The sequence below is a fragment of the Leifsonia soli genome (assembly GCF_013408745.1).
GTDB lineage: Bacteria > Actinomycetota > Actinomycetes > Actinomycetales > Microbacteriaceae > Leifsonia > Leifsonia soli.
Genome location: NZ_JACCBJ010000001.1, coordinates 1,709,760 through 1,732,331, shown reverse-complemented (window position 1 = coordinate 1,732,331; position 22,572 = coordinate 1,709,760). Strand labels below are relative to the sequence as shown.

General features: G+C 73.3%; 23 protein-coding genes. 7 read left to right on the top strand and 16 right to left on the bottom strand.

Translation table 11 applies throughout. From position 1 onward, the window contains the following. Positions 1-57 precede the first annotated feature (57 nt). Both BJ963_RS08315 and BJ963_RS08310 read left to right on the top strand, forming a co-directional pair. A complete protein-coding gene (locus tag BJ963_RS08315; protein ID WP_179455870.1) occupies positions 58-468 on the top strand; it encodes a hypothetical protein in 411 nt (136 codons plus the stop codon). A gap of 71 nt (positions 469-539) precedes the next feature. After that, positions 540-2,402, top strand: coding sequence for a thioredoxin domain-containing protein (locus tag BJ963_RS08310; RefSeq protein WP_179455868.1), 1,863 nt, complete (start codon positions 540-542; stop codon positions 2,400-2,402). 109 nt (positions 2,403-2,511) lie between these two features. Here BJ963_RS08310 and BJ963_RS08305 read toward each other — a convergent pair whose 3' ends face one another. From BJ963_RS08305 to BJ963_RS08290, 4 genes are all read right to left on the bottom strand, one after another. Beyond that, a complete protein-coding gene (locus BJ963_RS08305) occupies positions 2,512-3,123 on the bottom strand; it encodes a dihydrofolate reductase family protein (protein ID WP_179455866.1) in 612 nt (203 codons plus the stop codon). Between the two features lie 13 nt (positions 3,124-3,136). Continuing rightward, positions 3,137-3,472 (bottom strand): hypothetical protein, encoded by a 336-nt coding sequence (locus BJ963_RS08300; RefSeq protein WP_018191664.1) that lies wholly within the window; start codon positions 3,470-3,472, stop codon positions 3,137-3,139. A 188-nt stretch (positions 3,473-3,660) separates the two neighbouring features. Beyond that, complete coding sequence (locus tag BJ963_RS08295) at positions 3,661-4,554, bottom strand: aminodeoxychorismate lyase (RefSeq protein ID WP_179455864.1); 894 nt, start codon at positions 4,552-4,554, stop codon at positions 3,661-3,663. 136 nt (positions 4,555-4,690) lie between these two features. After that, positions 4,691-4,966, bottom strand: a complete 276-nt coding sequence (locus BJ963_RS08290; RefSeq protein ID WP_179455862.1) for an acylphosphatase — start codon at positions 4,964-4,966, stop codon at positions 4,691-4,693. A gap of 31 nt (positions 4,967-4,997) precedes the next feature. Between BJ963_RS08290 and BJ963_RS08285 the strand changes: the two genes are divergently transcribed. Beyond that, positions 4,998-6,527, top strand: a complete 1,530-nt coding sequence (locus tag BJ963_RS08285) for a DUF7059 domain-containing protein (protein WP_179455860.1) — start codon at positions 4,998-5,000, stop codon at positions 6,525-6,527. Positions 6,528-6,630: 103 nt separating this feature from the next. Here BJ963_RS08285 and BJ963_RS08280 read toward each other — a convergent pair whose 3' ends face one another. Then, positions 6,631-7,017, bottom strand: a complete 387-nt coding sequence (locus BJ963_RS08280; RefSeq protein ID WP_179455858.1) for a hypothetical protein — start codon at positions 7,015-7,017, stop codon at positions 6,631-6,633. 95 nt (positions 7,018-7,112) lie between these two features. Then, on the bottom strand, positions 7,113-7,613 hold the full coding sequence (locus tag BJ963_RS08275) for a YfcE family phosphodiesterase (RefSeq protein ID WP_179455856.1): 501 nt from the start codon (positions 7,611-7,613) through the stop codon (positions 7,113-7,115). 47 nt (positions 7,614-7,660) lie between these two features. Here BJ963_RS08275 and BJ963_RS08270 point away from each other — a divergent pair, with 47 nt between their 5' ends. Further along, positions 7,661-8,692 (top strand): aldo/keto reductase, encoded by a 1,032-nt coding sequence (locus BJ963_RS08270; RefSeq protein ID WP_179455854.1) that lies wholly within the window; start codon positions 7,661-7,663, stop codon positions 8,690-8,692. Positions 8,693-8,808: 116 nt separating this feature from the next. Here BJ963_RS08270 and BJ963_RS08265 read toward each other — a convergent pair whose 3' ends face one another. Both BJ963_RS08265 and BJ963_RS08260 read right to left on the bottom strand, forming a co-directional pair. After that, complete coding sequence (locus BJ963_RS08265) at positions 8,809-9,231, bottom strand: WapI family immunity protein (protein ID WP_179455852.1); 423 nt, start codon at positions 9,229-9,231, stop codon at positions 8,809-8,811. Further along, the gene (locus BJ963_RS08260) at positions 9,228-9,830 is read right to left on the bottom strand and encodes an NADPH-dependent FMN reductase (RefSeq protein WP_179455850.1); all 603 of its coding nucleotides are present in this window, start codon (positions 9,828-9,830) and stop codon (positions 9,228-9,230) included. The genes BJ963_RS08265 and BJ963_RS08260 overlap by 4 nt, the downstream gene beginning before the upstream one ends. A 128-nt stretch (positions 9,831-9,958) precedes the next feature. Between BJ963_RS08260 and BJ963_RS08255 the strand changes: the two genes are divergently transcribed. Both BJ963_RS08255 and BJ963_RS08250 read left to right on the top strand, forming a co-directional pair. Further along, on the top strand, positions 9,959-10,210 hold the full coding sequence (locus BJ963_RS08255) for a hypothetical protein (protein ID WP_246298008.1): 252 nt from the start codon (positions 9,959-9,961) through the stop codon (positions 10,208-10,210). 85 nt (positions 10,211-10,295) lie between these two features. After that, the gene (locus BJ963_RS08250; protein ID WP_179455848.1) at positions 10,296-13,265 is read left to right on the top strand and encodes a helix-turn-helix transcriptional regulator; all 2,970 of its coding nucleotides are present in this window, start codon (positions 10,296-10,298) and stop codon (positions 13,263-13,265) included. Between the two features lie 142 nt (positions 13,266-13,407). Here the strand turns inward: BJ963_RS08250 and BJ963_RS08245 are convergent, their stop codons facing one another. Further along, on the bottom strand, positions 13,408-13,839 hold the full coding sequence (locus BJ963_RS08245) for a TraR/DksA family transcriptional regulator (RefSeq protein WP_089909298.1): 432 nt from the start codon (positions 13,837-13,839) through the stop codon (positions 13,408-13,410). 112 nt (positions 13,840-13,951) lie between these two features. Between BJ963_RS08245 and BJ963_RS08240 the strand changes: the two genes are divergently transcribed. Further along, positions 13,952-14,242, top strand: a complete 291-nt coding sequence (locus BJ963_RS08240) for a hypothetical protein (protein ID WP_089909301.1) — start codon at positions 13,952-13,954, stop codon at positions 14,240-14,242. Positions 14,243-14,264: 22 nt separating this feature from the next. Here BJ963_RS08240 and BJ963_RS08235 read toward each other — a convergent pair whose 3' ends face one another. The 7 genes from BJ963_RS08235 to BJ963_RS08205 form a co-directional block, all read right to left on the bottom strand. Beyond that, positions 14,265-14,753 carry a glutathione peroxidase gene (locus tag BJ963_RS08235; protein WP_089909304.1) on the bottom strand — a complete coding sequence of 163 codons (489 nt, stop codon included), beginning with the start codon at positions 14,751-14,753 and terminating at the stop codon, positions 14,265-14,267. Positions 14,754-14,817: 64 nt separating this feature from the next. Continuing rightward, positions 14,818-16,203: an L-serine ammonia-lyase gene (locus BJ963_RS08230; RefSeq protein ID WP_179455846.1), complete on the bottom strand. Its 1,386-nt coding sequence runs from the start codon at positions 16,201-16,203 to the stop codon at positions 14,818-14,820. 171 nt (positions 16,204-16,374) lie between these two features. Beyond that, complete coding sequence (locus BJ963_RS08225) at positions 16,375-17,193, bottom strand: ABC transporter permease (protein ID WP_179455844.1); 819 nt, start codon at positions 17,191-17,193, stop codon at positions 16,375-16,377. Next, on the bottom strand, positions 17,190-18,191 hold the full coding sequence (locus tag BJ963_RS08220; protein WP_089909314.1) for an ATP-binding cassette domain-containing protein: 1,002 nt from the start codon (positions 18,189-18,191) through the stop codon (positions 17,190-17,192). The genes BJ963_RS08225 and BJ963_RS08220 overlap by 4 nt, the downstream gene beginning before the upstream one ends. A 116-nt stretch (positions 18,192-18,307) precedes the next feature. Then, a complete protein-coding gene (locus BJ963_RS08215) occupies positions 18,308-18,814 on the bottom strand; it encodes a Clp protease N-terminal domain-containing protein (protein WP_089909317.1) in 507 nt (168 codons plus the stop codon). Continuing rightward, on the bottom strand, positions 18,807-19,049 hold the full coding sequence (locus tag BJ963_RS08210) for a helix-turn-helix domain-containing protein (protein ID WP_089909321.1): 243 nt from the start codon (positions 19,047-19,049) through the stop codon (positions 18,807-18,809). The genes BJ963_RS08215 and BJ963_RS08210 overlap by 8 nt, the downstream gene beginning before the upstream one ends. Positions 19,050-19,189: 140 nt before the next feature. Beyond that, positions 19,190-22,555 carry a BTAD domain-containing putative transcriptional regulator gene (locus BJ963_RS08205; RefSeq protein WP_179455842.1) on the bottom strand — a complete coding sequence of 1,122 codons (3,366 nt, stop codon included), beginning with the start codon at positions 22,553-22,555 and terminating at the stop codon, positions 19,190-19,192. Between the last annotated feature and the right edge of the window lie 17 nt (positions 22,556-22,572).

The window sequence follows — 22,572 nt, the reverse complement described above, 5'->3', positions numbered from 1 at the left end:
CCACCGGCCGGGAGCGTGCGGCCCACCGCTGTCGCCGCTCCCGGCTAGGCTCGTCGGGTGAGGATCACGTCGGTCACGGGGAAGATCGCCTACGTCGTCGGCGTCTTCGCGTTCATCCTGCTGCTCAACGGGTTCGTCATCGCGAACCTCGTGAACGCCACCCTCGACGTGCTGATCGTCGCCGCCCTCAACGTGGCGTATGTGATCGTCGGGGTGCGCTGCTTCCGCGGCGCCGACGAGAACCGCACCGACCCGCGGCCGTGGTGGCGTGCGACCGCCCGGCCTGCTGCGGGGTTCTGGATCGGCGGCGGCCTGATCCTGCTGGCGTTCGTCTCGGGCGTCGGCGCGCTGGCCAGCCGCCCGGAGGGGGCGCTCATCCCGGCCGTCGCATGCCTGACCTACGCCGTGCTCGGCGCGTTCTACCTCAACTCGTCGGTTCGGCTGCACGGGATGGACCGGCCCGCCTGAGGGCGCACCCGGCTCCGAGCCCGGCCGGATCGAGGGCTTCGGTCACAGCCCTCGGGTCGTAGGGTGAGCGCATGGTGAATCGGCTCGCGGACGCGGTCAGCCCCTATCTGCGCGCTCACGCGGCCAACCCGGTCGACTGGTTCCCGTGGGGCGCCGACGCATTCGCGGAGGCGCGGAGGCGGGATGTGCCCGTGCTGATCTCCATCGGGTACGCGACCTGCCACTGGTGCCACGTCATGGCGCGTGAGAGCTTCAGCGACCCCGTCGCCGCCGGCGAGCTGAACGCCCGGTTCGTCGCGATCAAGGTCGACCGCGAAGAGCATCCCGAGGTGGATGCGGCCTATCTGTCGGCCGCGAGCGCATTCACCGACAACCTGGGCTGGCCGCTGACGGTGTTCGCCACCCCCGACGGGCGGGCGTTCTTCGCCGGCACGTACTTCCCGCCGGAGCCGGTCGGCGGGCGGGCCACCTTCCGGCAGGTGCTGGATGCGGTGGCCGACGCCTGGGAGAACCGGCGCGACGCCGTCCAGTCCGACGCCGCCCGCGTGGGGGAGGCGATGGCGGCGGCGGCCGCAGCGGCGACAGCGGTCGCCGACCTGCCCGACGACCGCGCTCTGGACGGCGCCGTCGAACGTCTCGCCGAGGCGGAGGATCCGCAGTACGGCGGCTTCGGGACCGCGCCGAAGTTCCCCGTCGCGCCCGTTCTCGGGTTCCTACTCGCCCGCCCGGCCGGGCGCGAGCTGGCGCACCGCACCCTGCAGCGCATGGCGGACTCCCCGCTGCGCGACCCCGTCGACGGCGGGTTCTTCCGCTACGCCACCCGCCGTGACTGGAGCGACCCGCACTACGAGCGGATGCTGTACGACAACGCGCTCCTCCTCGACGCCTACTCCACGTCGTGGCAGCAGGGCGGCGCCGCGTGGGCCGAACGGACGGCCGACGGCATCGCCGCGTTCCTACTGGCGGTGCTGCGGCGACCGAACGGAGGCTTCGCGTCGGCGCAGGATTCGGAGAGCGTGATCGACGGCGCCCGGGTCGAGGGGACCTACTACCGGGTGGCGCCCGAGGAGCGGGCCCGGCTGGAACCGCCGGAGGTCGACGCCAAGGTGCTGACCGGCTGGAACGGCTTCGCGATCGGTGCGCTCTCCCGCGCCGGTCGCATCCTGGACCGCCCGGCCTGGATCGCCGCGGCGCGGGAGACGGCCGACCTGCTGCTGGCCCGGCACAGGCGGCCGGACGGGCTGCTGCTGCGCGCCTCCCTCGGCGACCGGGTCAGCGACGCGGAGGCGACGCTCGAGGACTACGGCGGGCTCGCCGGCGGTCTGCTGGAGCTCGCGCTCGCGGGCGGCGGACCGCGGTACGCCGCGGCCGCGCGCGATCTGGTGGACCTGTGCCTGGATGCGGCCGGCGAGGGGACGTGCCCGTTCGAGACTCCGGGCGGGGGCGACCCGGTGCTCGCCGCGACCGGACTGGCCGTGCGCGTCGACCCGAGCGAGGGCGCGTATCCGTCCGGGCTGAGCGCGACCGCGGCGGCGGCGCACACCCTCTACCTGCTGTCGGGGGAGCGGAAGTACGAGCGGGCGGCGCGCGAGGCGATGCGGATGGTGGCCGCGCAGGCCCCGGAGGTGCCGAGCGGGTTCGGGGCGTCGCTGTCGCTGATGTCGCGACTGGCGGAGGAGCCGGAGCAGCTGGTCGTCGTGCGGCCGGGTGGGAACGGGGCGGCCGGCGGTGCCGGAGACGGCGACCTCGTGCGGGTCGCTCGGCGGCATCCCGCACCGCTGGTCGCCCTCGTGACCGAGCAGGAGGCGGCGGACCTGACCGCCGACGGGTTCGAGCTGTTCGCGGGGCGCGTCGCGCGGGACGGACTGCCGACCGCGTATTTGTGTCGCGACTTCGTCTGCCGGCTGCCCGTGACGGACGCGGCCGCGCTGTAGCACGGGCCGGTGCTTCCGTCGGTGGAAAGCGCCTTCATCTCCGACGCACCGCGGTGCGGCAGGAGATGCGGAGCCGACGACTGCGGATCTCCGACGGAAGGGTGCGGCGTCAGCGCCGCACCCGGTAGGTGAGGTGGGCGACCTCCGGGGTGACCCGCTCGCTCAGCAGCTCCAGCTCGAGCGACGGAACGCGGTCGAAGACGCGCTCGCCCGCTCCCAGGGTGACGGGGGCGACGTGCAGGCGCAGCTCGTCGACGATGCCCGCCCACAGGGCCTGGTTGAGGGTCTCGGCGCCGCCGGCAATGGCGACGTCCGCATCCCCGGCGATCGCCCGCGCCTGCTCGACCGCCGAGTGGATGCCGTCGGTGACGAAATGGAACGTGGTCCCGGTCAGCTCCAGCGGGTCGCGCGGGTAGTGGGTCAGCACGAACACGGGGGCGTGGTACGGCGGCTCGTCGCCCCACCAGCCGATCCAGTCGCCGAGCGGCTCGCCGGGGGCCGGCCACTCGTGCCTCACCGGGCCGAACATGTTGCGGCCCATCACGTAGGCGCCGGCCGCGGTGATCGCATCGATCTCGGCGGTGTGGGCATCGGCGTACTCGAACATCCACACGTGGAGGCGGTCGGCCGCGCCCCCGCCCAGCGGGTGCTCGAGCGATTGATCCGGTCCGGCTGCGAAGCCGTCCAGCGAGATGGCGATGTCGGCGGTGACGATTCCCATGCGGGAAGAGTAGTCAGGCGCGCTCGACCTTGTCGAGCATCCCCCAGACGGCTTCGCTCAGTTCGGGATGCTCCAGCGCGATCCGGCGGAGCACACCGTACTCGAAGCGCGCGAACACGTCGCGACCGGCCGAGGGATGGTGCGCCCGCGACTGCTCGTCGGCGAGGTCGAACGCCTCGATGGCCGTCGCCCGGAGGCCGATGACGACCTGCTCGTCGACGCTCGGGAGGTCGGGGATGAACTGCCACGGATCTTCGCCCGCACGGCAGCGGTGCTCGATGATCGCGGACAGTTCGTCGCGCGCCTGCTGACGGAGCAGCTCGATGCTGCGCGGCACCGGCTCGGTCATCTCGCACCCCTCCTTCCCCGGGTCGTCGACGGGACGTTCGCCCGTCGCGCCGGCCCCATCGCCGCGCGGTGGCAACAGCCTAGGCGGTGCCGCCGACGCCACGCCAATCGGGGTGCAACGATGGGTCTACGTGTCGTTCCGTTGCGCGGGATGCGGCGTTGCCGGGCAGTGCCTGGCGCGGCCCGTTGTCACTCGGTGCGGGCGAGGAGGTACGCGTTGAGCTCGGCGGTGAGTGCGGCATCCACCGGGTACTCGCGGCCGTCGAGGTGCGTGACGGGCGCGGCCTGCCGGACGCTGGACACGAGCCAGAGGGCGTCGGCGGCGGTGACGTCGTCGAGCGTCAGCGGTGCGAACTCGGTGCGGAGGCCGCGCTGCTCGAAGAAGTCGAACACGGCCGCCTGCGTCGTCCCGGCGAGGATTCCCTGATCGGTGTTCGGCGTGCGGACGACGCCGTCGGCTAGGGTCACCACGTTGGAGGTGGGGCCTTCGAGCGCGTAGCCGTCGCTGCTGACGAAGAGCACGTCGTCGGCGCCGCGCCGCACGGCCTCGCGCTGAGCGGTCCGGTTGACCGCGTAGGACAGCGTCTTCGCGCCGGCGAGGAGCCACGGTGAGGTCTCGGCGACGTCGTGACGGAGGCCGCGATCCAGCGTGACGACCCGGATGCCGAGGCGTGCCCGCGAGAAGTCCTCGCCCTGGTCGACGAACAGCCAGCCGCTCGGAGCGCCCGAGCCCTCGACGCCGCGGCTGTAGACGAGCTTCGCGTAGAGCTCCGCATCCCGATCGCCGTTCCGGGTCAGGTAGTCCGCGACGCCGGCGCGGACGGCCTCGCGCCAGACATCCAGCGCCGGGTCCGGGAGGTCGAGCAGCGCGGCCGAGTGGGCCAGGCGGGCGAGGTGGGGCTCCAGTGCCTGCGGGTGCCCGCCGATGACGGCGATCGTCTCGAAGACGCCGTCGCCGCGGGTGACCGCGAGGTCGGTGACGCGCACCTGCGGCGCGTCGAAGTCGGACACCACGAACCCGGGGTCGCCGGCCTCCGGCGCTCCGGTCGGCATGGTGATGGTCAGCAGTGTCGCGCGCGTCATGCCCCCATTCTGCCCCGCCCCCTCCCGGGCCCCCCACCGTCGAGTCCGCGAACTTTGCACATCGCCCCCGCGTGTCGCGTGCAAAGTTTGCGGACTCGACGGCGGGGGCGGGGGCTGGGGTGGGGGTGGGGGCGGGTCAGGCGGTCTCGTGGATGCGGAAGGCTTCGTCGTGGGCGAGTGGGAGGTCGGTGACGGCGACGGACGTGACGGATGCGCCGGGCGGGCCGGTACGGAGCCAGTCCAGCATCCCGGCGACCTGGTCCGGCGTCCCCTCGATCTCGGCCTCGACCGTGCCGTCGAGGCGGTTGCGCGCCCAGCCGGTCACGCCGAGGCGCTGCGCGGCCTCCCGCGCACCCCAGCGGAAGCCGACGCCCTGCACGCCACCGGACACGATCGCTCTCCTGCGGATCACAGCCCCATTCTGCCCCTGCTTGAATGGAAGGATGAGCGCACCCGCTGTCCCGGCCGCCGAACGCATCCCCGACCTCCGGTCCGACCTGATCGCCGCGGGTCTGACCGTCGACGCGCTGACCGAGCTGTGGGGCGAGGAGGCGGCGGAGGCGCTGCACCGCGGGCAGCGCGTCCCGGCGGAGCGCGCCCTGCGCCGCCGCGGTCCCTCGGCGCTCGCCACCCTCGCGCGCCTGTTCGTGCTCGGCCGGCCCGTCTCGCACGACGAGGTCGCCGCGGCCCTTCCCGCACTCGGGGTCGACGGAGCGGTCGCGCTCGGGCTCGTCACGCGCGACGGCGACACGGTCGCCTCCGCGGTCGACCTCCGACCGTACGGTTTCGTGGATGCGGCGGGTCCGGCCGAGTGGTGGATCGTCTCCGACCTCGGCGAGCTCGCCCTCGGCCATGCGCTCCCGGAGGACCACGTCCTGGGCGTCGGCGGCGCCTCCCTCACACTCAGCGGACTGATGCTGCAGACCCCCGTCGACAGCGCGCTCGACCTCGGAACGGGATGCGGCATCCAGGCCATGCACGCCGCCCGCCACGCCCGCCGGGTCGTCGCGACCGACATCTCCCGGCGGGCGCTCCGCCTGGCCGCCCTGAACCTGGCCCTGAACGAGATCGACGGCGTCGAGCTGCGGCTCGGGAGCATGTTCGAGCCGGTCGCGGGGGAGCGCTTCGACCACATCGTGTCCAATCCGCCGTTCGTGATCACGCCGCGGGCCGAAGGCGTGCCCGCATACGAGTACCGCGACGGCGGCATGGTCGGCGACGGCCTCGTCGCCGCGTTCGTGAGCGGATGCGGAGAGCACCTCCAGCCGGGCGGCGTCGCCCAGCTGCTCGGCAACTGGGAGTACCGGGGAGCGGGCGACGGCCTCGCGCGAGTGCGGGACTGGGTGGATGCGTCCCCCGCTCCGCTCGACGCGTGGGTGATCGAGCGCGACGTGGAGGACGCGGTCCGCTATTCGGAGACGTGGATCCGCGACGGTGGCACCCGCCCGGGCACCCCGGAGTTCGAGCGGCTCCTCGGTGCCTGGCTCGACGACTTCGAGGCACGGGACGTGCGCTCGGTCGGCTTCGGATACCTCCTGCTGCGCCGGTCGGCCGGGCTGCCGACGCTGCGCCGGTTCGAGCGGCTGCACGGCTCGCTCGGCGCCAACGAGGCCGGGCTCGGCGTGCACCTCGGCGAGGCGCTCGACGCGCACGACCTGCAGGCGGCGCTGACGGACGACGAGCTCGGCCGGCTGCGTCCGGTCGTCGCCGGTGACGTGACCGAGGAGCGGCACCTCTGGCCGGGTGCAGACTCCCCGACGGCGATCCTGCTCCGGCAGGGCGGCGGCTTCGGGCGCACGGTGTCGGCCGACACCGGGCTCGCGGCGCTCGTGGGCGCGTGCGACGGCGAGCTGTCCGTCGCCGCGATCGCGGCGGCGCTGGCGCAGCTGCTGGAGGTGGACGGCGACGCGCTGCTCGCCGACCTGCTGCCCGCCGTGCGCGGACTGCTGACGGACGGCTTCCTCCGGGCGTGACCTCGCGCCCATCCGCATCTGTGGGGCGCAACACGCCGTCATGGGGGAGCCGTAACGGCGTGTTGCGCCCCACAGGGGCGTTCGGGGGCAGGGACCGGGCGGGTCAGAGATGTCGTGCGCGGCGCGCCGGCGGGACGGGACGGGACGCGGCCGCCTCGCGCACCGGGGTGGCAACGGACGCCGACACCGTCGAGCGTGCGAGCGCTCCGTGCCGGGACGGATCACGCCGTACCCGGTGCGATCGTGCGCTGAGGGGACGCTCGCGGAGCATGGCGGCTCCGACGCCGACGGCGAGCACGCACAGGAGCCCGCCCACCCCGACCGCGCCCTGGAGGATGTCGCCGAGCGCGTCGTCCGGCACCGCAGGCGGCGCCGCCCTCCCGGCGAGCCAGATCGCGACGAGGCCGATCCCGACGGTCCCGAGCACCAGAGTGCCCGACCAGGCCAGGATGTCCGGACGGCCCGGTCCCGACGCCTGATGATCCCGCATGGTCGCCTCCCCGGTCTGCGCCTCAGGGACAGGCTCGCCGTTCGCCGAGCGCAGGGAAAGACAGTCGTTCCCGCGGGCGGACGGGCCAGGGCGCGTCAGCCGCGGTCGACCGGCACCAGGGTGACGTCGGCGACGCGTCCGTCCACGACCTCGGCGGTCAGGAAGGTGCACTCCGGCTGCCGTCGCCGGTCGGTCGGCGACCCCGGGTTCAGCAGGCGCAGACCGCCGGGCGAGACGGTGTCCCACGGGATGTGGGAGTGGCCGAACACGAGCACGTCCGCATCCGGGTAGTCCCGCTCGCAGCGCGCCTCGCGGCCGGCAGCAGGGCCGGTCTCGTGGACGACGGCGAACCGCACGCCGTCGAGCTCCACGCGCGCGACCTCGGGGAGACGCCGCCGCAGCTCCGGTCCGTCGTTGTTGCCCCAGACGCCGACCAGGCGCCGCGCCCGCTGCTCCAGGAGGTCGAGCGTCGCCGCATCCACCCAGTCCCCGGCGTGGATGACGACATCGGCCGCATCCACCGCGGCGAGCACCGGGGCGGGCAGGACGCGGGCGCGTTTCGGGACGTGCGTGTCGGAGATCAGGAGCAGCCTCACGATGGCACACAGTACGCAAACCGCCGGGACGGGGCTAGTTTCGCGCTATGGATCTACGCAACCTCGGAAACAGCGGAACGATCGTGTCGGAGTTCGCCCTCGGCACCATGACCTTCGGAGCGGAGGCGGACGAGCAGACGTCGCACGCCATCCTGGAGCGCTACCTCGACGCGGGCGGCAATTTCATCGACACCGCGGACGTCTACACGAGCGGCGCCTCCGAGTCGATCATCGGCCGGTGGCTCTCCCGCAACCCGGGCAGCCGCGACGGCGTGGTGATCGCGACGAAGGGCCGGTTCCCGATGGGCGGCGGCCCCAACGACCTCGGTCTCTCGCGCACCCATCTCCGCACGGCGCTCGACGCCTCCCTGCGCCGGCTCGGCGTCGACCACATCGACCTGTACCAGATGCACGCGTGGGATGCGCTGACCCCGATCGAGGAGACCCTGCGGTTCCTCGACGACGCGGTCGCCTCCGGCAAGATCTCGTACTACGGCTTCTCGAACTACCTGGGCTGGCAGCTCACCAAGGCGGTGCAGGTCGCGCGCGCCAACGGATGGGCGCCGCCCGTGACGCTGCAGCCGCAGTACAGCCTGATCGTGCGCGGCATCGAGCACGAGGTCGTGCCGGCGGCGCTGGATGCGAGCGTCGGCCTGCTGCCGTGGTCGCCGCTCGCGGGCGGCTGGCTGAGCGGCAAGTACCGTCGCGACGAGCCGCCGACGGGCGCGACCCGGCTCGGCGAGAACCCGACGCGCGGCATGGAGGCGTGGGAGGCGCGGAACGCCGACCCGCGCACGTGGGAGATCATCGACGCGGTGGATGCGGTGGCCCGCGAGACCGGAGTCTCCGCCTCGCAGGTGTCGCTGGCGTGGCTGAGCGACCGCCCGGCGGTCACGTCCGTCATCCTCGGCGCCCGCACCGTCGAGCAGCTCGAGGACAACCTCGGCGCAGCCGACCTGGAGCTGACCGGGGAGCAGCGGGCACGTCTCGACGAGGCGAGCGCACCGCACGCCGGCATCTACCCGTACGGCGAGCAGGCGATCCAGCAGCGTCACCGCAAGCGGGAGGGCGGCCGCTAGCCCTTCCGGGTGCTTGCCCCTCCGCGATTCGTCACGAATGGGCGCAATTCGTCACGAATGGCGACCATTCGTGACGAATTGCGAGCCCGGCGCGGCGAGATGGGGCGGGGTGGCCGCTACGACGGAAGGGCGTCCACCTCGACGAGGAGATCGCGGGCGGCGGCGACGACCGCCGCCTGCGGCGCTCGGAGCCCGACGACGACGTCCGCCGTCCCGCCTCCGGCCGCGACCATGCGCAGCACCCCGATCCGCAGCTCCACCGTCCCGCCGGGGATGCGGTGACCGCTCAGCGTGATGACGGGGGAGGAGAACGTGAGCGCCGTCCACTCGTCGGCCGCCGCCGTGGCGTCGTCGGCGATCCCGGCGAGCCACGCCGCGAGGTCGCGCGCCTCGTCGTCGGTCAGGCAGGTGTCGGCCAGCGTCCAGCGCCGCACGCCGTCCTCGACCACGGCGTCGACGACGACGCGGTCGGTCGCCGAGTCGTCGGCGACCGGTCGCAGCTCGACGCTGCGGTCGCCGCCCTCGTCGCGCAGTCTCACGATGCGCTCGGCACCACCGTCAGCACGCGCTCGATGTACTCGAAGAACGCGTTCATGAACCCGCGGAGGAACTCCTCCGTCCCGGGGTCGGTGACCGTGCCGTCGGCCTCGATGAGGCCGGGCCGCATCCAGATGTAGGCCTCCGGCGCGTTCATCTGCGGCGCCTGGAGGAAGCTGAGGACGCTGCGCAGCTGCTGCTGGGCGACGGCCGTGCCGATCTGCCCGGGCGACGCGCCGATGACGGCCGTGGCCTTGCGCGCGATCACGTTCTCGCCGTAGGGGCGGCTGGCCCAGTCGATGGCGTTCTTCAGCGCCCCCGGGATCGACCGGTTGTACTCGGGCGTGACGAAGAGCAGCGCATCCTGCTCCGCGATCAGCGCCTTGTACGCGCGGGCGACCGGCGGGAAGTCGCCGTCGAAGTCCCGGTTGTAGAGCGGAAGCTCGCCGATGGGGATCTCGGTGAACACGAGATCGGAGGGAGCGAGCCGGAGCAGCGCCTGGGAGAGCGTGCGGTTGACGGACTCCGTGGACAGACTGCCCACGAAGTAGCCGACCTTGTACGGAGGTTGGAGTTCGTTGATCGTCGCCATGGTGGCCATGCTGCCCCCACAGGCCGGTGGAGTGAAGCCCCTTAAGTGGCCGTCCGGGCTCGCGAATAGGGCATCTTCCCGATGTCGGCGGGGTGCCTTAGCGAGAAGGCTGAGGTCAACGAGGACGAGGGGATCGGATGATGATGATCGAAGAGTTCGTGGACTTCCGGGTGCGGGCCGGCGAGACGGTGCGCGAGGAGCAGCGGCGCGAGCAGGTGCGGCGCGCCGACGAGCGGGGGCGGTGGCTGCGGTCGGAGCGCCGGGGGCGCCGGGCCGCGGGATCGGACGCCGTCGCCGTCGCGGCGGCCGCCGTTGTGCCGGCCGCCGTCGAGCCGGTCGCGGAAGCCCGGGTCGGGGAGCGCAGGGAGCTGGCCGACGTCGCCCGCTGAGGGCGGCGGCGGGCGGCTGTCTGCCGTCCGCAGACCCGCGTTCGCGGAGGCCACGGATGTCGGTGGCGGGTGGCACGATGATGTCATGCGAGCACCGGCGTCGAGCCCCACGTTGATCGGACGGGAGTCCGATCTGGTGGCGCTGCGCGACGCTCTCCGCGACGCCGAGGCGGGTGAGCCGCAGGCCGTGGTGATCGGCGGCGAGGCCGGCATCGGCAAGTCCCGGCTGCTGGAGGAGTTCCTGGCCGGGCAGGAGGCGACGGCCACCGTGCTGCTCGGCCGCTGCGTCGACCTGGGCGACGACGCCGCACCCTACGCGCCGTTCGCCGGAGTGCTGCGGCGCCTCATCCAGACGGTCGGCCTCGATCGCGTGCTCGACGCGACCGGTTCCGGAGCCGGAGTGCTGTCGGCTCTGCTTCCGGAGCTCGCCGACGAGTCGGCGGTGCCCCCGCGCATCGGCGCAGAGCGGCTCTACGAGCTCGTGACCGTGCTGCTGGAGAAGATCTCGGGTGACCGCCCGGTCATCCTGGCGATCGAGGACGTGCAGTGGGCCGACCGCTCGACGCTCGAGCTGCTCCGCTTCATCGTGCGGATGGCGGAGGGCGGCCGCCTCCTCGTCGTTCTCACCTATCGCAGTGACGAGGTGCCGCGGGGCCATGTTCTGCGGTCGTGGCTGCCCGAGCTGGAACGCACCCGCCGCGTCACCCGCTGGGAGCTGTCCCGGCTGCGCCCCGAGCAGGTCGCGGAGCTGGTGGCCGAGCTCCTGGGGCGCGTGCCGGACGATCCGTCGCTCGCCCGCGTGACCGAGCTGAGCGAGGGTGTTCCCTTCTTCGTCGAAGAGCTCGTGTGCATCGACGGGCTGCGGTCCGGCGACGACCTCCCGGCGACCCTCCGCGAGCTGGTGCTCACCCGGTTCGAGCGGTTGAGCGACCCGGCGCAGCGGCTGCTGCGGGTGCTGGCGGCGGGCGGTGTGTGCGTCACGCACGAGCTCCTCGCTGCGGTGTTCGAGGGCACACCGGACGAGCTGGATGCGGGAGCGCGCGAGGCCGTCGTCGCCAACCTCCTCTCCGCCGACTCCACCGAGTACTCGTTCCGTCACGCGCTCGTCCGCGAGGCCATCCACGCCGACCTGCTGCCGGGAGAGCGCACGCGGTTCCACGCCCGCTACGCCGAGGCGCTGGAGCAGAGCCCGCAGCGCTCGGCCGTGCAGCTGTCGTCGCATTGGCTCGCCGCCCACGACGTGCGTCGCGCGTTCCTCGCCTCGCTGGAGGCGATGGAGGAGGCCAAGCGCTCCTATGCCTATGCGACCACGGCGGCCATGGGCGACCGCGTGCTGGAGCTGTGGGACCGCATCCCGGACGCGGAGACCCTGAGCGGGCGGGACCGCGCCTCGGTGATCGCGCGCACCGCGTCCGCACTCCGGAACGCGGGCAACAACGAACGCGCGCTCGCGCTGGTCGAGTCCGCGCTGGCGGAGGCCGACGACCTGCCGCCCTCGCGCCGCGCGCGGCTGCTGCGCGACAAGGGGCAGTACCTCGCGAACCTCAACCGTCCCGGCAGTGCCGAGCTCCTGGAGGAGGCGCTCTCCCTGGTCCCGCCCGAGGCGGTGTCGCCGGGCGACCCGTTGCGGCCGCACCTGCTTACCGAGCTCGCCGCGCAGCGCATGCTCGCCGGCCTGTTCGACATCGCGATCGAGACGGCCCGCGCCGCGATCGCCGAGGCCGAGTCGGCGGCGCCCGCGATGCGCTCCGTCGCCCACAACATCCTCGCGGCGTCGCTCATCGAGTCCGGGCGCATCGAGGAGGGGTTCGCCGAGTTCGAGATCGCCGGGCGCCTCGCGGTCGGCGACGCCGGGGCGACGCTGCGGCACGCGGTCAACGCGTCGGACGCCCTGAACTCGGTGGGGCAGTACGCCGAGGCGGTGCGCCTGGCCGAGTCCGGGGTCGCCCAGGCGCGCGAACGCGGGGTCGAGCGCACCTCCGGGGTGTGGCTCGCGGCGAACACGGCGGAACCCCTGATCGCTCTCGGGCAGTACGACCGGGCGGAGGAGATGCTGCGCATCGCGCTCGGATTCGACGACCGCACGGGGGTGACCGCGCAACTGCAGCGGGCGCGTCTCTGGGTGTGGCACGGCGAGCCGCAACGGGCGGAGGCGCTGCTCCGGCGGCTGCGCACGCCTCTGCGCGCGCTGGCCGAGCTGGAGCAGCAGACGCGCCTGTCGCTGGCGCGGGTCTCCGCCGAGGTGGCGATCGCGCTCGGCGACTACGACCGCGCCTGGGCGGAGGCGCGGGGGGTCGGGTCTCTGCCGTTCCGCTCGCTGCCGGGGTACGACCTCCCGGTGCTGGCGTCCGCGTCGCGCGCGCTCGCCGAGCTGGCCGCGCGCGGAGGCGGGGCCGGTGGGGCGTCAGGCCGGGGCGGAGATGCGGCCGGAGGCGACGGCGCGCTCGACGGCGCGCTCGACGTTCTGGCCGAGGCTGCGCGACTGGAGGCCACCCTCGACCGGCTGCGTGCCTGGCCGACCGCGCGGGCGTGGGCCCCGCTCGTGGAGGCCGAGCTCGCGACGGCCCGGGCGGCCGTTTCGGACACCGCGGATCGCGCCGAGCGGTACGCCGACGCTCTCGCAGCCTGGGAGTCCGCCATCGCAGCCGCGGGCGACGCCGTCGCGCCCGTGCACCTGCGGCCGTACGCGCTGCTGCGCGGAGCGCGTGTCGCCCTGGCCGCGGGAGAGCGCTCGCGAGCCGACGTGCTCGTCGCCGAGGGGCGGCAGGCGGCCGTCTCCGGCGGCATCCCGCTGCTCGTCCAGGTCGCCGACGCGCTCGCCGAGCACCCGGCCGGCCGCCCCGCCGCCGTCGCGACGGCGCACGGCCAGCCGCTGACCGAGCGCGAGGAGCAGGTGCTCGCGCTCATCGAGCAGGGCCTCAGCAACAAGCAGATCGGCGAGCGTCTCTACATCAGCGCCAAGACGGCGAGCGTGCACGTGTCGAGCATTCTGCGCAAGACGGGCGCGTCCAGCCGCACCGAGGCGGTCTACCTGGCGTCGAGGCCGCTGCCCTGAGTGTGCCCCGACCGGTCGGCCGCGTCGACTCGTCGCCCCGGTCGACCGCGTCGGCCCGGTCGGGCGCGTCGACTCGTCGGCCCGGTCGGCTCGCGTCGGCCCGCCGGCCGTCCCGAGCGGTCGGCGAGAGGCGCCGGCTCGGTCAGCTCTCGACGGCCACCGCGCACCGGATGCAGAGTTCGGCGGTCGGCCGGGCCCGCAAGCGGTCCACTCCGATCGGCTCCCCGCAGCGGACGCAGATGCCGTAGGTGCCCGTCCGCATCCGCTCGAGCGCGGCATCCACCGCCGCGATGTCGCGGGCCGCGTCCGACCGCTGGGCCTGCAGACGGCTCCACTCCGACGACAGCGTCGGGCCCTCCGGGTCGTGCTCGTCGTCGGCGGTCGACTCCGACCGCGAGGCGAGCAGCACGCCCAAGGACTCCGCCATGCGCTGCGCCTCGGCGAGGTCGCCGCGTCGCCGTTCGTGCAGCAGGGCGGCCAGTTCGTCGCGCTCCTCGGCCGTGAGGACGTCGTCGTCCGTCACCAGCCGCAGCTCGGCGGTCACCGGCTCGTCGGCCGCTGCCCGCTCATCCATCCGTGCCTCGTGCACCAGTGCACCCCTTCCGATCCCCCGACCGTGCTTCTGATCGAGTCAGGGTACGCCCGCTCGATCGATTCCGCCTCTGCGACGCGCGTAGGCTCACCGGGTGCCCTCCTTCCGCGTGATCGTCGCCGTCGGCCGTCTCCGCCCAGGTGTCGACCCGCGCAGTGTGGAGCCGACGGCGGCGGATGCCGCTCGCGAACTCGCCGTCGTGGAGGCGTCGAGTGTGGATGTGGTGGCCGGTGAGGCGCGCATCACCGTCCGGTTCACCGAGGACTCCGCGCAGTCCGCCCTCCGGGTCGCCGAGCACACCGTCGCCGGCCTCGGCGCGGTCGCCGAGACCGGCCCGTGGCGGCTCACCGAGCGCGTCGGTGGCCGCTGGTTCCGCCGGGCGTGACCGCGTCAGGTCGCGAGCCTGGTCAGGCTGCGGCGGGCAGCGATTCCTCGATCAGCCCGAGGATCTCCGGGGCGTCCGGCTCGGTCTGCGGGCGGAAGCGGTGCACGGCGCCGTCGGGCGTGATCACGAACTTCTCGAAGTTCCACTTCACCCGCCCGGCCTTGCCGTCGGCGTCCGGCGACTTCGTCAGCTCCTGGTAGAGCGGGTGCGCGTTGCGCCCGTTCAGCCGCACCTTCTCCATCATCGGGAACGTGACGCCCCATGTGGTGGAGCAGTACTCCTTGATGGCGTCGGTCGAGCTCAGCTCCTGCAGGAACTGGTTGCTGGGGAACCCGACGACGGTGAACCCGCGGTCGCCATAGGTCTCCTGCAGCTTCTCCAGCTTCTCGTACTGCGGGGCGAGCCCGCAGCGGGAGGCGACGTTGACGACGAGGATGACCTTCCCGGCGAATGCCGAAAGGGAGGTCTGCTCGCCGTCGATGGTGTGGAAGGGGATGTCCATCACGGTCATGATCGCAGCGTATGGCGTGAGCCTTCGAGTCGGCTCCGAGTCTGTGGCCCGGCGCGCCGCGCCCTCAGCACTCGATGACGTTGACCGCCAGGCCGCCCTCGCTGGTCTCCTTGTACTTGGTCGACATGTCGAGCCCGGTCTGGCGCATGGTCTCGATCACCATGTCGAGGGACACCAGGTGCGAGCCGTCGCCGTGGAGGGCGAGGCGCGCGGCCGACACGGCCGTGGACGAGGCGATCGCGTTGCGCTCGATGCACGGGATCTGGACCAGTCCGCCGACCGGGTCGCACGTGAGTCCGAGGTGGTGCTCCATCGCGATCTCCGCCGCGTTCTCGACCTGACGCGGGGTTCCGCCGAGCACGGCGCAGAGGGCTCCGGCCGCCATCGCGCACGCCGATCCGACCTCGGCCTGACAGCCGCCCTCCGCACCCGAGATGGAGGCGTTGGCTTTGAACAGCGAGCCGATCGCCGTCGCGGTCAGGAGGTACTGCCGGATGCCCTCGATGGAGGCGCCGGGCACGAACCGCAGGTAGTAGTGGGCGACGGCGGGGACGATGCCGGCGGCGCCGTTGGTCGGCGCTGTGACCACCCGGCCGCCGGACGCGTTCTCCTCGTTGACCGCGAGCGCGAAGGCGTGCAGCCACTCGAGGGCGGTCGCGCGGCCCGGGTCGTCCTGCACGGACTCCAGGTGCTGCCGCATCTTCGCGGCGCGGCGCCAGACGCCGAGACCGCCCGGAAGCGTCCCGTCGCCGGAGAGGCCGCGGGCGACGCACTCGGCCATGGCCTCCCAGATCAGGTCGAGGCGCTCGCGGGTGGCGTCCTCCCCGTGCAGGGCGATCTCGTTGCGCCGGGCGACCTCGCAGATCGGGATGGACTCCCGGTCGCAGATCGCGATCAGCTCCTGGGCGGTGTCGTAGGGGAGCGGGTGCGCCTTGCGCGCGGCCAGGTCGGCCTCCTCGCCGTCCCGCCGGATGAAGCCGCCGCCGATCGAGTAGTACGTCTCCTCGAGCAGGGGGAGCGGCGACCGCTCGCCGTTCGCGTCGCGGCCCCAGGCGCGGAGGGTCAGGGCGTTGGGGTGGCCAGGGAGGCGGGTGCGCGGCTCGAAGGCGATGTCGTCCTTCGACAGCGGGATGCTGCGGCGGCCGGCGAGCAGCAGCGTCGCGCCGGGGGCGAGGTCGGCCCAGGCGCCGCGTACGTCTTCGGGGCGGCACGTCTCGGGCTGCAGGCCGCGGAGTCCGGCGATGACGGCGTCCGGCGTTCCGTGGCCGATGCCGGTGGAGCCGAGCGAGCCGTAGAGGGCGCAGGTGACCTGGTCGACGCGGTCGAGCATCCCCTCGTCGGAGAGGCGGGAGGCGAACGCGGCGGCCGCTCGGAGGGGTCCGACGGTGTGCGAACTCGAGGGGCCGATGCCGATCGAGAACAGGTCGAAGGCCGAGACGTACGCTGTCACTTCTCCAGTGTATGTCGCCCGGCGCGCCGCTTTCCGGCGTCCCCGCGCGCATCCGCGCACGGATCGTGCGCGACCCTGCGGCCGCACGATTTGCGCCAAATCGCGGGGCGAAGCGGCCGCCGCATCCCTCCGCAGGATGCGACGGCCGCCGTCAGGGGAGAGGGGCGGCGCTCAAGCCTTGCGCATGTAGGCGCGGACCGTGAGCGGGGCGAACACCGCGACGATCACCGCGGCGCCGGCGAGGGCGATCCAGCCGTCGGCGCCGAACGTGCCGCTGTTGGCCAGGTCGCGGACCGCGGTGACCAGGTGCGACACCGGGTTGATGTTCACGAACCACTGCAGCCACCCGGGCAGCGTGTTCACGGGCACGAAGGCGTTCGAGAAGAACGTCAGCGGGAACAGCACCAGGAACGAGATGCCCTGCACCGAGCCGGCCGTGCGCGCGATGACGCCGAAGAAGGCGAAGATCCAGCTGATCGCCCAGGAGCAGACGATGACGAGCAGGCCCGCCAGGATCACGTAGCCGAGGCCGCCCGCCGGGCGATAGCCCATCAGGAAGCCGACGACGAAGGTGATGGTCGTCGCGATCGTGTACCGCAGGGTGTCGGCGAGGAGTGCTCCCGAGAGCGGTGCGATGCGCGCGATCGGCAGCGATTTGAAGCGGTCGAACACGCCCTTGTCCATGTCCTCCCGCAGCTGGACGCCGGTCACGACCGACGTGGTGATCACCGTCTGCACGAGGATGCCGGGGATCAGCTGCGGCAGGTACGCCTGCACGTCGCCGGCGATCGCGCCGCCGAACAGGTACGCGAACATCAGCGTGAAGATGATCGGCTGGAGCGTCACATCCATCAGCTGCTCCGGCGTCCGCTTGATCTTGAGCAGGCCGCGGTGCGCCATGGTGACGGTGTTCGCGAGCGTCTGGCGCACGCTCACGTGGTTCTTCAGGTTCCGCTCCGAGGGAGCGGTGATGGTGGTCAGGACGGTCATGCGGAGACCTTCTCTCCTTCGTCGGCGGACGCTTCGTCCGTCTTCTCGTCTTCGACGCCGTGGCCGGTGAGGGTGAGGAACACCTCGTCGAGCGTCGGCTTCTGCACGGACATCTCCGACAGGTGGATGCCCGCCTCGCGGAAGGTCACGAACAGGTCGGTGACCGCATCCGCGTTGCGCATGGGGGCGGTGAGGCGCGAGCCCTCCGGCGAGACCACCGCATCCACCCCGAGCACCGTCTGGATGGCGCGTCGGGCGTCCTCGATGTCGGCCGGGTCGCTGATGCGGAGCTGCAGCGACGACTCTCCGACCGACGCCTTGAGCTCGTCGGCGGTGCCCTCGGCGACGACGCGGCCGCGGTCGATGACCGCGATGCGGTCGGCCAGCTGGTCGGCCTCGTCCAGGTACTGCGTGGTGAGCAGCACGGTGGATCCGGTGGAGACCAGGCGGCGGATGGTGTCCCACATCTGCGCACGGGTGCGCGGGTCGAGGCCCGTGGTGGGCTCGTCGAGGAAGATCAGCGGCGGCTGGGCGATCAGGCTGGCGGCCAGGTCGAGGCGCCGGCGCATGCCGCCGGAGAACTTCTTCAACGGGCGCTTCGCCGCCTCCGTGAGCCCGAACTCCTCGAGCAGCTCGGCGGTCTTCCGCTTGGCCTCGCGGCCGCTGAGCCCGAGCAGTCGGGAGAAGATGATGAGGTTCTCGTTGGCCGACAGGGTCTCGTCGACGGAGGCGAACTGCGCGGTGACGCCGATCAGCTGGCGGACGACCTGTTGCTCCCGGCGGATGTCGTGGCCGAAGATGAAGGCCTCGCCCGCATCCGGCTTCAGCAGGGTGGCGAGCATGGAGATCGTGGTGGTCTTGCCGGCCCCGTTCGGGCCGAGCACGCCGTAGACGGCGCCGGCGCGAACGGTGAGGTCGACGCCGTCGACCGCACGATTGTCGCCGAAGACCTTGACGAGCCCGTGGGCTTCGACGGCCCACTCCGAGCTGCGAGTCATGGTGTTCCTTTCCTGGTGGGAATGGTGATGCTCCGATGCTGCGCCGGCACGCTTACATCGCCCTCACGTGCCGCTTACAGCGCGGGCGAGGGGATGTAAGAGCGTGTGAGCGGGTGTCAGGCGGCGCGCAGGGCGCGGGCGACGACAGCGTTCCGATCCACCCCGGCGAGCGTCAGCGTGCGCGGAACGGTGCCGAGTTCCAGCCCGAACAGGGCGGCGAGGAGGTCGACCTCGGCGGCCCGTTGCCGGCGGTTCGCGACCGTGGCCCGGTGCGCCCGCACGAGCGCCTCCTTCGCCGACGCGCCCCAGCGGGGGCGGGTGACGCGGGGAGCGGCGGCGAGCCGGTCCTCGTCCGGGGGTGTGACGCCGACGACGTGCAGGCTGGCTGCGCGTTCGGCCGCGAGGGCGGCGGCGAGGCCATCCGGGCCGAGGCCCGCCTCGGCGAGGGCGGTGCGCACAGCGGGCCCTCCGTCTGCGGACAGCGCGAGCAGCAGATGCTCGGCCTCGACGAGCGGCGCGTTCCGCTGCTGCGCCTCGGCGACGGCGCGGATCACGATGGGGCGCAGTGCGCGCGATACGGGCTGCCCGGGCAGGTCTGCCGCGGGGTGGGAGGTCTCAGACATTGCGTCTCCTCAGGTCGACGCCGGCCGCGGCGACACGGCGCAGGTGCTTCTTGTGGACCGCCTGCCGCGTGATGCCGAGCGCGTCGGCGATCTGGGTCCAGCTCCAGCCGTCGCGGAGCGCGCGCTCGACCTCGGCGTCTTCGAGGCGGTCGGCGAGCTCACGGAGGGCGACCACCGCGGCCAATCCGTCGGCGACGCCTCCGACGGGGTCCGGGAACGGTGCTTTCGGAGTCATGCAAGCAACTATAGTTGCTTAATCCTCTTTGTCAACCAAAGTTGCTAGCGCGAGGTGCGAGGGGTCGCAACACGCCGTTATGCCGGGCGCAAAACGGTGTGTTGCGACCCCTCGGCGCCGGATGGAGGGGCGCGGCCGGGTCAGGGGCGCACGTCGGCGAGCACAGCGAGGCCGCGGACGACGGCCTCGGCCGGCGGCACGGACGCCACGGCAGCGGATGCGGCCTCCAGCCGGTCCCGACCCCAGGTGCCGGCGATCCGCGCCTCCAGCGCATCCCGGTGCAGGCTCGCGACGTCCTGGCGCCCGTTGGCCCGTCCGGCGAGCGCGAACAGGGTGAGACCGGTGTCGACCCAGCTCCCGCCGGGGGCGGCGCCGTCCGTCGTGGCGCCGTCCGTCGCGCCGTGGCGCTCCGCCGTGCGGGGGTCGAGCATCCACACCGCGAAGCCGGACAGACCGGACCCGGTGACGGGCCGGTCGAGCGAGGGCGGGTTGAGCCGAGCCGTCACCAGGATGCGCCTGCGCAGGGCGGCGGCCGCAGCGTCCGTCTCGTCCCGGTCGACAACGGTCGGGTCCGTGGTGAGCAGCCGCAGTCGCACGACGAGCGCGGCTGCGGCGAGCACGATCGTCCACGGGTTCAGCAGGCGCTCGCCCGCGGTCGGCGCCCCGCCGAAGGCCGCGAGCGCCTGGTCGTAGAGCCGGATGCCTTCCGCCGGGTCGCCGTCGGCCAGGGCGATCTCGGCCATGCCGGCGTAGCCGATCGCGTAATAGTCGGCGTAATCGAAGCCGGTCCGGTCGACCTCCGCGGCGAGATACCGCTCCAGCAGCGTGCGCCCGCGAGCCGTGTCGCCGCTCGAGATCGCGTTCATCGCGATCAGCCAGTCGAGCTGGCGCAGGTCGCCGTCCGCCTGCAGCTGCGCCATGTGGTCGTAGGCGCGCTGCGCCCACTCCAGTGCCTCCGCGGGATGCGCGAGCTGGCTGTGGCACTGGGCGATGGCCTGGGCGGCGGACGCCAGCGACCAGGCGTCCCCCGCCGCCTGGGCGGCCTGCCATGCCTGCGTGGCCGTGGCGAGCGCCTCATCCAGCTCGCCGGAGTTCTCGTGCAGCTGCGCGAGCAGCAGGCTGCCGATGGCCGCACGCTCCGGGTCGGTGGAGGCCGCATACGTCCGGAGCAGCTCGATCCCGGTGTCCGCTCGGCCCGCGTGCAGGACGAGCGCCGCGAGCGCATCCAGCCGGGAGTCGGCGAACGGCTCGCGCCGACGCAGGCGGCGCAACCGCGAGATCGCGCGGGCGGAGGTGCGGAGGTCCACGAACAGGAAGGTGCCGCCCAGGATCGTGTAGCACGCGGCGACCGCCTCGCGGAGCTCGCCGGCGGGCTCCCCGTCCTTCAGCAGGTCCATGATCGCGGGCCCGAAGGCGATGACTTCGGAGTGCGCGCTGCGCAGCGACCAGTAGTAGGCGAGCGTGGCGAACAGCACGGCGGCCGTCTCGCGCCGCTCGCCCTCGATGGCGGAACGGAGGACGGCGACCAGGTTGTCCTGCTCCGCGGTCACCCGCTGGAACGTGGCCACCTGCTGCGGTCCGTGCATCTGCGACAGCGTCTCGCGGCTGAACGATGTGGCCCAGGCGTCCATCCCGGCCAGCACCGCGTCCTCGTCGCGCGCACCCACCAGCTCGTGGTCGCCGAACTCGCGGACGGTCTCGAGCATGCGGTAGCGGAGGAGGCCGGTGCTGCGGTCCTCGGTCACGGTCACCAGGGACTGCGCGACGAGAGCGTCCAGGTCGTCCAGCACGGTCACGGCACCCGCGCCGGCGACGGCCTCCGCGGCCTCGGCGCTGAACCCGTCGGGGAAGCGGGACAGCCGCCGCAGCAGCGCCTGCTCGGACGTGCCGAGCAGGTTCCAGCTCCACTCGATCACCGCGAACAGGGTGCGGTGCCGTTCCGGGGCGGTGCGCTCGCCGCCGGTGAGCAGGGCGAAGCGGTTGCCGAGCCGGCGCTCGATCTCGTCCACCGACAGCGAGCGGGTGCGCGCGGCGGCGAGCTCGATGGCGAGCGGGAGGCCGTCGAGCCGGTCGCAGAGCCGGGCGACGACGTCGAGGGGCAGCACGGCGCCCGGGCGCGCGGCCCGGGCGCGCTCGACGAACAGGGCGACGGCCGGGCCGTACGCGTCGAGAGCGGCAGGCGGGGCGGAGGCGACCGCAGCACCCGATGCGCGTGCCGCGTCTCCGTCGGTGCTCTTCAGCGAGTCGAGCGGGTACACGCGCTCCGCGCCGATCGCGAGCGGCGCGCGGCTGGTCGCGAGCACCCGGACGGTGGTGGTCGAGTCGAGGATGTCCTGCACGTAGGCGGCCGCCGCATCCACGATGTGCTCGCAGTTGTCGACGATGAGCAGGGTCTCGCGCTCGGAGAGGAGGCCGAGGATGCGCGAGCGCAGGTCGAGCTGCGAGCCCGGGTCCGCCGCCCGCGTCGCACGGGCCTCGCGGATGCCGAGGGTCGACGCGAAGGCGAGTTCGACGTCCTCGCCGGAGCGGACGCTCGCCAGCTCGACGACGATGACGGCCGGCGTGTGGACGGCGCGTGTCCCGACCTCCTGCGCGAGCCGCGTCTTGCCCAGGCCGCCGGCGCCGAGGATCGTGGTCAGCCGGGAGGTGGCGATCAGGTCTTCGACCGCCTGCAGGTCGTACTCGCGGCCGACGAGCGCGTTCGGTGCCGTGCGGAGCCCGATGCGCACCCGGCGGGGTGCGCTGGGCCGCTCCTCCTCGTCGGCCGCGAGCAGCTCGGCGTTGAGCGCGACCAGGTCCGGGCCCGGGCGCGTTCCGAGCCGGTCGAGCAGCGCCTCCTTCAGCTCGGCGAAGGCCAGCAGGGCCTCGCTGCGCCGGCCGGCGTCGGCCAGCGCGCGCAGCTGCTCGCGGCGGAGGGTCTCGTCGAGCGGGCGGCTCTCTAGCAGGGGCCGCAGGTCGTCCAGGGCGGAGGCGGGGTCGCCGCCGGACCGGTGTGCGCGGGCGCGCACGAGCAGCAGGTCGTCGCGGAGGGCGCTCGCGGTGCGCTGCAGCGCGTCGGCCAGCGGTGTGCCGCCGAGCTCGGCGCCCGGCTCGCCGCGCCACAGCGCGAGAGCCCGCGATGCCTCGGCGATCGCGGAGGCGGTGTCGCCTGCCCGCAGCGCGGCGGTGGCGCGGTCGAGGCACCGGCGGGCCAGCCCGAGGTCGGTCTGCTCGGGAGCGACGGCGAGCGTGTACCCGCTGGGAGTCGAATCGAGCAGGCCGTCGGCGCTGGCGGTGCGCACGCGCGAGACGAGGGTCTGCAGGGCCGCACGTTCCTGGCGGGGCGGGGCGTCATCCCACAGGTCCTCCACGAGGGAGGGGACGGTCGCGATGCCGCGCGCCAGGGTCAGCGCGACGATCAGGCTCTTGCCGAGGACGCCGGCGGGCTCGGCCAGCGCGCCCGCGCGGTCCTCCACCAGCACCGGGCCGAGCACGGCGACGCGGAGGGGCGGGGGCGCTGACTGCACCCGCCGATCTTAGCCAG